10 protein-coding genes are annotated in these 10692 nt (G+C 56.1%); 2 read left to right on the top strand and 8 right to left on the bottom strand.

From position 1 onward, the window contains the following. Positions 1-276: 276 nt before the first annotated feature. From U9R81_RS11440 to cas10, 8 genes are all read right to left on the bottom strand, one after another. The gene (locus U9R81_RS11440) at positions 277-1425 is read right to left on the bottom strand and encodes a Card1-like endonuclease domain-containing protein (RefSeq protein ID WP_322495582.1); all 1149 of its coding nucleotides are present in this window, start codon (positions 1423-1425) and stop codon (positions 277-279) included. Positions 1426-1636: 211 nt separating this feature from the next. Further along, positions 1637-2719 (bottom strand): type III-B CRISPR module RAMP protein Cmr6, encoded by a 1083-nt coding sequence (gene cmr6, locus U9R81_RS11445; protein ID WP_322495583.1) that lies wholly within the window; start codon positions 2717-2719, stop codon positions 1637-1639. 12 nt (positions 2720-2731) lie between these two features. After that, positions 2732-3133, bottom strand: a complete 402-nt coding sequence (gene cmr5, locus U9R81_RS11450) for a type III-B CRISPR module-associated protein Cmr5 (RefSeq protein ID WP_322495584.1) — start codon at positions 3131-3133, stop codon at positions 2732-2734. Then, positions 3130-3993: a type III-B CRISPR module RAMP protein Cmr4 gene (gene cmr4 / locus U9R81_RS11455; RefSeq protein WP_322495585.1), complete on the bottom strand. Its 864-nt coding sequence runs from the start codon at positions 3991-3993 to the stop codon at positions 3130-3132. Before cmr4 ends, cmr5 begins: the two co-directional genes overlap by 4 nt. Positions 3994-4005: 12 nt before the next feature. After that, on the bottom strand, positions 4006-5298 hold the full coding sequence (cmr1, locus tag U9R81_RS11460) for a type III-B CRISPR module RAMP protein Cmr1 (RefSeq protein WP_322495586.1): 1293 nt from the start codon (positions 5296-5298) through the stop codon (positions 4006-4008). Positions 5299-5309: 11 nt separating this feature from the next. Then, on the bottom strand, positions 5310-6005 hold the full coding sequence (locus tag U9R81_RS11465) for a type III-B CRISPR module-associated Cmr3 family protein (RefSeq protein WP_322495591.1): 696 nt from the start codon (positions 6003-6005) through the stop codon (positions 5310-5312). Positions 6006-6024: 19 nt separating this feature from the next. Beyond that, a complete protein-coding gene (locus tag U9R81_RS11470; RefSeq protein WP_322495587.1) occupies positions 6025-6507 on the bottom strand; it encodes a type III-B CRISPR module-associated Cmr3 family protein in 483 nt (160 codons plus the stop codon). After that, positions 6504-8294, bottom strand: coding sequence for a type III-B CRISPR-associated protein Cas10/Cmr2 (cas10, locus tag U9R81_RS11475; protein ID WP_322495588.1), 1791 nt, complete (start codon positions 8292-8294; stop codon positions 6504-6506). Before cas10 ends, U9R81_RS11470 begins: the two co-directional genes overlap by 4 nt. Before the next feature lie 564 nt (positions 8295-8858). Here cas10 and U9R81_RS11480 point away from each other — a divergent pair. Together U9R81_RS11480 and U9R81_RS11485 are read left to right on the top strand one after the other, a co-directional pair. After that, a complete protein-coding gene (locus U9R81_RS11480; RefSeq protein ID WP_416180957.1) occupies positions 8859-9797 on the top strand; it encodes an AAA family ATPase in 939 nt (312 codons plus the stop codon). Between the two features lie 228 nt (positions 9798-10025). Next, positions 10026-10692: enoyl-CoA hydratase-related protein (locus U9R81_RS11485; protein WP_322495590.1), on the top strand; the 667-nt coding region annotated here is incomplete at its 3' end.

Below are 10692 nucleotides of genomic sequence, written 5' to 3' on the forward strand. Positions count from 1 at the left end.
CCAACCCCCTCTCCCACCGTGAGGTGGGAGAGGGGGAGTGGCTGTGTCGTCGCTGCAGACACCGGTTGCGCGCAAGGCAGCAGCAACCCGCTCTCGCGTTAGTGAGAGCAGAGATGGAGGAGGAAAAAGGCAAGGTACTCCCGCTCTTCTTCCCCCATTCCCAACCCTTTGCGATCTTCGCGGTCTTTGCGTCTTTGCTCGCTTTGCGTCTTTGCGTTGACGCTCTTACCCCCTTGTAGCGGGTGAGCTGTTCAAGCGTGAAAAACGGCTTGGCGCCTATGTCCGTGAGTAGGTTGGCGTCTTCGCTTCCTTTGCCAAGATGTCTTTCAAGTTCGGCAACTGCTCACCGGTAACGACGACGATCTGGCGGGCTTTGGCTTGATCGGAAAATGATCGCAAAGCATCACAATTGGCCTTTTGGCGGCTGCGGGCCGCAATAAATAGCTTGACGACGAATGAACCGCCGATCAGATCAGTGATTGATTGGAGTTTGTCGAGGTACGACGTTTTGAAAGGGTTCTGATCGGTTTTGCATTCGGCAATCAACAGCGAAGCCGCAGAAGTTGCGGCGAGATCAAGCTGATTCATCGCGGCTTGTCCGGCGATTGGCATCTCAAGCCCGTACTGGCAATCATCGAAACAACCAGCTTGGCGCGCTGCATCCCATGCAACAATTTCAAGCCATAGACCATCGACGAATTTCCACAAATCCCGATGCACCTGATGAAGGTTGTATAAATCATTTTGGCACTCGTATTCGATGAAACCGGCATCTCTGAGCGATGGCAGCCAGTCCTGCATAGCCGATGTCAGCGATACGCCTTTCAACCAGCGCTGCTCGCTATAGCTAGCATTTGCCCCCACTGTGCGCAACTGCTCACGAAACTCAATCGCTTCATCTGGCGCTTGCGCCATCTGGCGGGCGAGTTCGAGCCACGATTGCGGCGGCGGCGGTGCCGGGTTTGCTTGGCGCTGATAGATGCGAAGATATTCGGTGACAGATAAGCGATATGGATTACCCTGTGGCGGCTGGCCGGCCAGTACAATCACCCGCTGGCTATTGGTATCGAAGTACCACACATCCGCCCCTTTATCCCGCCCTATTTCATACGCGCCAATACTCATAATGGTTGTGGCGCAGGTGATGTTACACACCCAATGCATCGCAGGATGGGAGTCGATGACGTTAGCGCAGGCTTGCTTGATTTGATCGAGATCAAAGGCGTCCACTGCGGCTGGCGGCAAGATCGTACTCCCAATATTGTTGAGCGCGGGACGCACCTTATCCCACGCTTGGCCGGGTTTGAGCGCCTCGTGAGACGCAATCGGCGCAATGATCTGCGGACGGAGGTGCTGCGCGCTGAGGATATTCGGTATCTGCCGGCCACCGATCAGAATGAGCAGGGCGGTTGGTTGCTGAGTCATACGCGATTACTCTGTGCCGGTTGGATGTTGGCGATAGGTGGTTGGGCCAGCCGCAGTAGGGAGTGCGTCTGGGTAGGTGGTTGTGTTTTATGCTAGCGCTGTGTTTCTATACTTAGACATCCATCACTATTGCACAAAATGGACATTCTTGACAGGCCACAGGTTCTCGTTAGTGATTACGATAGGCCGAGATATGAGACAGGTCGAACTCCTATTTTTCCTCTTTGCCCAAGGCTTGTTGCAATTCCTTGAACCATGGCTTTTCTTCAAGATTTTTCACCTTGATGTCGCGGGCATGCTTAATGATCGCCTCAGCGCCAAGTTGGCGCAGTTCAGGTGGTAATTCACGCCATTGTGAGATAATGTTGGGGAGCGAGCCGGCATTCGCTTTTTTAAGCGCCATTTCAAATAGCGGCGGCAGCGTCAATGCCTGCGGCGCTGGGGTTGCCTCAGCTCCCGGCGATGCTGGCTGGTCGGGCTTGGCAAGATTCATCCGGCCATATCCAGCCGATGTCTTGCCTCCGATGCCTAACTTATCAAGAGCTTGGCTCAATATCTCCCAAGCAACCGTGACCCACGCTTCGGGGCCAGCGAGTGCAACGTAATAGACGCCAATAGCGCTGACGAAACTAATCGGCGTTGGGCTATCCCAATCGGCGGGCGGCGCGACAGGCGGATCGTTCTGGTAGTAGTCGGGATGGTGGACGGCAAGAACGTCAAGTTTGAGCGGCAGCTCGTTGTCTTCCGGTACGTACAGCGCATCGAAGAAGGTTACGTAGCCGGCGCTGCGCGTCGAGCCGAAGACGATTTCGTGCGCGATGACGGGCGCATCGTCAGCAATCTCAATTGGCGGACGGCGCCATGTCTCATCGGCGAGGTACTGGTGGGCATACGCCGCGGCGAGACCTTTGAGCGCGCTACCCGGAAGGTAGGGGAGGCCGTAGGTGTGATGCAACGTAATTGCATTCTCCAGTACACCCTCTGCACCTAGGCCAACGACAATTCGCCCGCGCGCGGTCGCCTTACCGGTGAGGAGTGTGTAACCTGCTGGCAACTGGTTCTTGAAGGCTTGCAATCCTTGTTCCCAGCGCTTGAAAAACTGTTTATAGCTGGTGGGAACTTTCCATTTCTCCAGTTGCTCGATATGCTTGGTGTAGGGATGCTTGCCGGTAATGGGTTCGTTGGTTCTGGGTTGCTCAGCCAAGAATCGATCGAGCCACAATCCGGCATGAACATTTTGGCCTTCTGGCTCGATATCTCTGAGCGCTTCTTGGCGGATGCTAGATAACGGCATCGCAATGAACTCCTATGCTTCTTCGCCAGCTTGCACCTTCAGTTCGGATTGGGCGAAGCGCTTGAACCAGAGCAATGCTTGCAACGAAGCTTCAGTGAGACGCATGTACTCGTCAAAGGGAGCTTCGCGGCTACGCTTGACCAGATCAGCGTTTTGGGCGAGTACTTTATTCTCGCGCAGCACATCGGTCAGATCGCGCAACAATTGGCGTTGCGGGGATTTCTCATCATTACGCGCCTGCACAAAGGCCAAGGCTTGGGCCAAGCCGGCAGTACGGATCAAGATCGGCAGCTTGTGGGCCAGCGAACCGTATTTCTTCTTGTCTGATTCCGGGCGATCCAAGAACGGTTTAATTTTGTCAAATACCGCCTTGGCATAAAACTGTTCGCGGGTTACGAGACGTTCATTGCTCATTTGGTACCTCCGGCCAAGCGGAACTGGCACATGCCGCGTCCAACGGTGGCGCTGCCGCCGAACTGGAAGATCTTCTGATCAAACACTTGGAGATCGTTGATGGCTTGAGCAGCCAAATATTGATTGATTGTCTGGGCTACAATCACACCGTACAGCAGAGTCTCTGCGGGCAACGCCTCTTCGTACCAAAGCGCTCCTTTCGCCACTGTTTTAGTGTCGTCTTGCAGGCGAATACGGGCTACGACTTCGGTAGCGGTTTGCAACAGGAAAGACAATACATCATCGTGGACGATGCAGAAGCGTTGGATGGCATCCTCAAGCGTTGCCTGTTCCTCCAGCCAAGCTGCCCACTCTTTTGTCGGCGGTGATACGCTTGCCATTAAATCGAGATCTTCTAACACAACGAGTTGCTCTTCATTATGGTTGAGGACAATAGCGTTTCCACTTACCAATGCCTGTCGCCGCTCTGGTGGAACCGGAATCTGGCTTGGCGGTGTGAGACCGGTCTCGCGCGCGTCGCGGACAAACCGGCGCAAGAGGTAGGGTGACGTGACCCATGCGAAGATGCCGCGCAGACTGCGGATCGGTAACAGCAGCAGGAGCGCATCGGCAAATTGGGCTGCCCCGGCGTGTTCAGCCGCGTCGGTCGTGTCAGGACCAAACAGCTTCTTGACCACACCATTCTGGTTCTGCGCTTGCATCGTGTCACGCAGCACACCTTTAATCGAGGAGCCGGGCAGGTAGGGAATGCCCGTTGCCTTCTCGCGCGCAATCGGCAAGTCAATCACTCCTACTCCTTGCCCGGTGCCGGCATGCAAAGGTGAAAGGGCATGGAGGAAGTATACACGCGCAGTAGTCATGCGGTTACTCCTTTACAGGGTATCGAGAAATGCTTTGAGCACGTCAGTTTTACCTTCCAGTGGCGGGAATTTGGCTTCTTCCTCCGTTAGCGGTTTGGTGTCGATGCCGGTTTCCTGCCCCTTGTTTGCGCCAACTAGCTTCAGGCCATCGGGTGGCAGCTCAGGCCCTTTCAAAACGAGCGCCATACTCACGAATTTACCGTCTGCGCATTGCAGCGGTCGCAAGATCAAACGGCTGGCCAACCGATCATGCTTGGAGCCTTGCAAGGTCACTCGTGGGATGTCTTCGTCTTTGAAATGGAAGACGATGGGCAGGCCAAAGACAGCGCGGGGAAATTTGCGCGTCTTCGACAATTCCTGATGCTTCCCCGGAAAACCTTTCGTGCGCCGCCGGATCTCATCGGGTTCAGGCCAATAGCTGCGGCCATAGTTTTCACTCCGGCTTTGGCGAAATTGTTTCATCTTTTCAATTGGATAGTACCAAGCGATAAGAGCAGGTAGCCATTCTCGACATTTTGGGCAAGCGCCTTCAATAGCGTTCTTTAGTTCGGTGCACTTTGATTCTAGGTTGTAATTCACCACGATACGATACTCGCTCCACAGGGTCGGCACCCCTTCAGGCGCATCATTCGGCTGCACAAACCGTTGTAAATGTTCGCATAACCACTTCTCCACCTCGTCTTTATCGGCTTGAAGCGGATGCCATGGGCCAACATCCTGATCGCCGTCAACCTTTTCACAATAGATTGCGCCGAAGCCGCGCCGGGTGCGCGCGCCAATCCCGCCGAAAGTCTCCCATGCCCAGAACGCCGCGAGAACCTGCTGGCGTAATGCCGGATCAAGGGGAAGGGTAACGGCTAGCTCAAAGGTGACGTCAAAGTATAGGCCTCCTAGTGATGTATTACCAATTTTTCTTAGGGGGAACGCGCCGTAACTAATAGGTGAGTCGGGATCGCCCCAAAATCGATTAACTTTAATTTGGCTAATTAAATTACCCCTACCTTTACGCACTTCAATCTGCACTTGAGAAGGGGTGCTTGTCGATCCCCACAGCTTATCTTCATCACACTTCATTTGCCGCAACCCATCTTTGCCATAACGTCCGGCTTGGGTTGCGCGCCACCAGAAACGAAGCTGGCCGCGAATTTCGCTGGCGCGCACGGTTGTTATCGGGTCAGCTTGCTGTGGGGTGACGCCACCGCCGAAGAGGGGGGTGATCACGCGGTAGAAACGGGTATGCGTCACCGGCGCGTCTGATCTAGTTTGAAGCGATGGTACGCTCAATTCAGGCAATGGTCGATTCATAGGTTGCTCCTTCACCACACACCTAACACCGCTAAGCCGAATCCATCGCGGCAAGCTTGCTCGTCGTCACTCACGTTGCGCATCCACGTGGCCCAGAACCAGCGTTCTATCTCTTCTCCGTTGGTTTCATCTGACCAACAAACGAAATAAACCGATCCAGCCGAGGCGAGCCGGCGCGTTTCCTTGGGTTTATTCTTTGCTAAATCCCAGCCTGAAATCACCTGCGCTCGTGGCACTGCCGCAGCTTGCAATTTGGCCGTAACACCGCCGCGCTGCCATTCAATAGGCGGACGGTAACCGTCAGTAAAGTGGGCGGGGGAAAGCAAGATCACGCGCGCTTTGCGATCTGTTTTGATCCGCTCTACCAAGGTGGGCGGCGGTTTGGGCAAGGTGTGGTCAATGCGCACCCAACGCGCGATCCGCCGTTCGCCGCCGAGCGGGGCAAGGCCACCGGTGAAGTGTGGCGGTGTGTACGGTTGGCCGTTGGCGTCTTCAAAGGCGGCAGCAAGCGCGAAATGGCGTATGTTCGCCAACGATAGTTGGTGATCGCCTTGGGCAAACTCGAGACCAGAGGTTTGAAACAGTGCTCCCTCACGGGCAGTTTGGGTCTGCGCAACGATGCTGACGTGGGTACGCACATTGCGCGGTAAACTAGCAATGCCTAACTCGAGGTCTGCAATGCCGGTCAGCTTGTCTGGTTCGAGCAGCCATTGGAAGAATGATTCCTCATGCCAGAACTGCGGCGCGCGGCTGCTGGGTTTGCCCTTCGCGCCGGCAGCGAGTACAACTAGCTCCTAGACCTTCGGGTAGGTTGGTAATGGCTGCTAGCTTGGCAGGCTGCATCCGTTTCAGTTCGAGATGAACCGATTGCTTCTTGCCATCGCTTGCGCAATCGGACTTGTCTGGCGCAGGTTCAGTCTCAAGCGCTACCACATCAGCGGGGGCCGGGAAGAGAAACTGCTTAAATTGGCCATCGTGATCAAGCTCGACCAACAACGGGCCGCGCATGGTCAGGCTTTTAATGTGATCAATGGACGCTTTATTAAAGTGGCCATCGGCGGTTAGGCCGGCCTTATGGCGCAGGCTGCCAACCACCATAGAGGGGGGAGGAAACGATAAGCTTTCGGCGCGGGCGCCGGGATCGGGGCCGAAAGGGCGGCCGTCGCGCGCAATCAGCGGATCGCGGGGCTCGATAATCCAAAGCGTCATGCCGGTATCCTCTTCTCAACAGATTGCAAACCGCGAGCGCGGGCGAATTCGCGGGCGACAATCAATTCGTTGGCGAGCACATTGACGCCGTGTTGCATTATGGTTCGCTCGAAGAGAGCAAGATCGTCTTGCCCGATTTCGATTTGGCCGCGAGCGGCGCGCTTGCGTTGCAAAATTCGCATCGCTTCGGCCTGCAATGCTTCACGAGGTAACACGCGACCCACCCGGTTGTACAAATCGCGCAACTCAAAGGCAGCGCCATCAGGCAACGAATCAGTCTGGTGCAGTTTGATCCAGCATTCCAGCCGATCAACGAAATCGGTATCCCAACCGCCACTGATTGTCGTATCGGCGCCGCTCCGCTTACTGAGGATGATGGCCAATGCGTTGCGGCTGCGTTTCGCAGCCTTCTCGGCTTGGCGCGCAAGATCGAGCGTGGCAGAGAGCGGCTCAATATGGTGAACGATAGCGATGCCAACCGAGAGCGTTGGTGCAATCGTTTTGTTGCCGTCAATGGCGGTGTAAGCGCTCAATGCTGCGGCGAAGCGCTGCGCTAGCTTGTAGGCGCAGGCCAGTACCGTGTCGAGCGGCACAAATGCGAGCACATCATCACCACCGGCATAGACCAGCGCACCGCGATAGGTCTCTTCTACGAGCGAGCGCACGTCGGCGGCAAAGCTGTCGAGGCTGCGTGAAAACTGCTGATGCGCTTCGATCCCTTGTGCTGCGAGATTGTCGATCACCTTCCCCATCCGGTCACCATCGGCGTGCAGAATAGCATAGTACGGTTCAGGTCGCGAGCCAATCGCCTCGTAGAGTTCGTGCAAACGGCTGCGCGCTTCCGCTAGTTCAGCTTCTCCTACATCCTCGGCGAGCCGCTCTTCAAACAAGATCGAAGCGTCGTAGCCTTGCAGCAGGTTTATGTGCTCGAAGCGCTTTATGTGCTGGAAGCACTCTTGGTTAATCTTGGCCGGTTGCGCATTTTGAGCAAAGTATTGCTGGATATCTTTGACGTAAGCCTCAAACGCGCTTTTAGAGCTTAACTCGTGGCGGGCCAGCCATGGCAGCGCTGCGATATGCGATGTACTTGGGAAATTGGTCACACCGCCTTCACCGGGCAAGTGCCGTTTGAGCAGATCAACGCCTGACAGTCGTTCCGATGGTTTAGCGCCAAAGTATTTGAGCAATTCCCATTCTTTCCGGCGGCGTTCTGTCTCGCTATCGCTAGGTCTTGGATAGTAATGCTCTGGAATAACCGACTCGCGCAGGCCATCAATCGAAGATTTCGGCACTTCTGCTTTGTAACTTGGTTGGCCGAAATCGCGTGTCGCTTTGCGCGCGGCAAGGGCTTGCTCAACGGCATTGCGATCGTTTTGGTAATTGCCAGACTCTTTCACACAGGCCCATGTAATCTCCAGCAGCTCGTCAATCTGATCTAGTGCGTGTTTCCGCGCGTCTGTCTCTTTTTTCAAACCTTCTATTTGTTGGAAACATTGCTCAGCGTTCTTATGAAGATACTCACGAATGCGTTGCTCAAGCGCGGCGCCGGTCGCTGCGGGCTGATCAGTTTCGATGCGCGCCAAGATGCGGTTCACCACTTCATGTTTGTCCAGCTCCTCTCGGGCGGGGAAAATGAGGGTGGCGTTCAACGCTTTCAACTCTTGCGCTGCGTAGCGCGAGAGTTCACTGAGCAGATGTGAAGCGGCCCACAAGTCACGCGATTTACGCGCTGCGGCGATAAACGATTGCACCGGGCCAATGGTGAGTAAGAATAAATACGAGGCCATACCGTTCTCCGGCGATGATTACCACGGCAAGACCAACAGCTTAGCGAATCTGGAAGATCGGCGGGTAAGATGGCATGTGTAATACATGCTATTCTTGGTTGGCTAGAGCAGATGCGTGCGTATATAATGGCATTTTCTCATGTGGTGCGCAATACCTGTTGAGAGGTAGGTTCTATACCTTAATCCGAACATCCGTTCCAAAATTCCTAACACCCATGTGGGTTTCGTGTGGGATAGTGTGGGATAATGTGGGATAATGTGGGATTGCGAGTGTCAAGCAATTTGGCGGGAGGGTGAGATCGGGCCGTTATCGGATATAATGATGAGCAGGAATGAGACATGGATTTCCACAAGTTGGAAGATACGGAATTGGCGCGAGTTGGGATAGATCGGGCATCTAGGACACGGATTCACACGGATATGACGGATCGCTAAGGACAATGTTCGCCCCCAATCCGTTACATCCGTAGGTTTCTGTGTGATCTTATCGAACCAAGCGCATCCGGATCGGGTAGGTCTGCGGTAAAGAGAGAGTACGTGACATTACCATCAACCTCAACTGACATGCGCGCGCTGGCTGAGTTTGCCGGGCGGGTGCGCGCAAATGTGGCGCGGGTGATCGTCGGGAAGGACGAGGCGATTGACTTGTTGTTGATCGCGTTGCTGTGCGGCGGGCATGTGTTGATCGAGGATGTTCCCGGTGTGGGGAAGACGATGCTGGCCCGCGCGCTGGCGGTGTCGTTGGGGTTGAGTTTCCGGCGGGTGCAGTGTACGCCTGATCTGTTGCCGAACGATTTGACCGGGGTGAGCGTGTACCGTCCCCAGACCGGCCAGTTTGTCTTTCAACCCGGCCCGCTCTTTAGCCATGTGTTGCTGGTTGATGAGATTAACCGGGCGACGCCGCGCACGCAAAGCGCTTTGTTGGAGGCGATGGGTGAGGGGCAGGTGAGCGTTGATGGCGCGACCCATTTGCTGCCGCAGCCGTTTTTGGTCTTGGCGACCCAGAATCCGATTGAGTTTGAGGGTACCTTTCCTTTGCCGGAGGCGCAGCTCGACCGATTTTTGGTGCAGGTGCGGCTGGGTTATCCGTCTCCGGCTGAAGAGGTGCAGATGTTAGCGGCGCTGGCCGGCGAGCATCCGATTACGCAGCTTGCGGCGGTGGTGGATGGGGCGCAGGCGCCGGCGTTGCAGCGGGTGTTGTATGGGGTGCGGGTGGCGCCGTCGTTGCGCGAGTATGTGGTGCGAGTGGCGCAGGCGCTGCGCGCGCATCCCGATCTGGCGCTGGCAATGAGTCCGCGGGCGACGCTGGCTCTGTTTCGGGCCGGGCAGGCGCGGGCGGCATTGGCCGGGCGCGATTATGTGTTGCCCGATGATTATAAGGCGCTGGCCGGGCCGGTCATCAGCCATCGCTTGCTGGTGCGGCCTGCGGCGGCGTTGCGCGGGCGCACGGCGGCGGATGTTCTGGCTGAGGTGTTAGCGAGTGTCGAATTGCCGCTTGAGTGAGGTGCAAAGACGGTAAAACGCAAAAGCGCAAAGGGCGCAGAGGACGCTAAGGTTTTTTGGGGTGTTTACCCCCAACCGTACTTGCGGCCCATCCTTACAATCATCTTTGCGACCTTCGCGTTCCTCCCGTCTTTGCGTTACACTCTTTGCGGCTTTGCCTCCTCTGCATCTTTGGGTTACACTCTTCGCGTTAAGCCAACCTTTTTGCATTCACACAGGAGTATCGCTATGGCAGTGCTGACCCTGACCCGCAACGGGCCGGTGGCGACGCTGACCCTGCAACGTCCGGCGGTGCATAATGCGTTTAACCCGGAAGTGATCGCCGGCATCACCGAGGTCTGTCACGAGGTGCGGCATGATCCGGTGGTGCGGGTGCTGGTGGTGCAAGGTGAAGGGCCATCGTTTTGTGCTGGAGCAGATCTGAATTGGATGCGGAATAGTTTGGCGTATTCGCATGAAGAGAATGTCGCCGATGCGACCCGGCTTGATGCGATGTTTACCGCGCTCGATACGCTGCCGCAGGCGGTGGTGACGCGGGTGCATGGGGCGGCCTTGGGTGGCGGGGTAGGGTTGGTCTGTTGCGCCGATTATGCGGTGGCCGCCGATGATGCGGTGTTTGGCTTGACCGAAGTGCGTTTGGGGTTGTTGCCGGCGGTGATTGCCCGCTTTGTGGCGGCTCGGATCGGGTTTGGCCATGCCCGCGCTTTGTTTGTGACCGGGAGGCGGATCAAGGCGGCGCAGGCGCTGGCGATTGGCTTAGTGCATGAAGTGGTTCCGGTAGAGCAGCTTGATACCGCGGTAGATAACGTCGTGGCCGATCTGCTGTGTGGCGGCCCGCAAGCGATTGCGGCCAGCAAAGAGTTGCTGCGTGCCGTGCGCAGCGAGCCGCTGGCCG

The organism is Chloroflexus sp., from assembly GCF_034435895.1.
In the GTDB taxonomy this organism is placed as follows: domain Bacteria; phylum Chloroflexota; class Chloroflexia; order Chloroflexales; family Chloroflexaceae; genus Chloroflexus.

Coding starts and splice junctions, on each gene's coding strand:
- cmr5 (WP_322495584.1), bottom strand. CDS start 3,133: ATGAGCAATGAACGTCTCGTAACCCGCGAACAGTTTTATGCCAAGGCG.
- cas10 (WP_322495588.1), bottom strand. CDS start 8,294: ATGGCCTCGTATTTATTCTTACTCACCATTGGCCCGGTGCAATCGTTT.
- U9R81_RS11440 (WP_322495582.1), bottom strand. CDS start 1,425: ATGACTCAGCAACCAACCGCCCTGCTCATTCTGATCGGTGGCCGGCAG.
- U9R81_RS11470 (WP_322495587.1), bottom strand. CDS start 6,507: ATGACGCTTTGGATTATCGAGCCCCGCGATCCGCTGATTGCGCGCGAC.
- U9R81_RS11480 (WP_416180957.1), top strand. CDS start 8,859: ATGCGCGCGCTGGCTGAGTTTGCCGGGCGGGTGCGCGCAAATGTGGCG.
- cmr4 (WP_322495585.1), bottom strand. CDS start 3,993: ATGACTACTGCGCGTGTATACTTCCTCCATGCCCTTTCACCTTTGCAT.
- cmr6 (WP_322495583.1), bottom strand. CDS start 2,719: ATGCCGTTATCTAGCATCCGCCAAGAAGCGCTCAGAGATATCGAGCCA.
- cmr1 (WP_322495586.1), bottom strand. CDS start 5,298: ATGAATCGACCATTGCCTGAATTGAGCGTACCATCGCTTCAAACTAGA.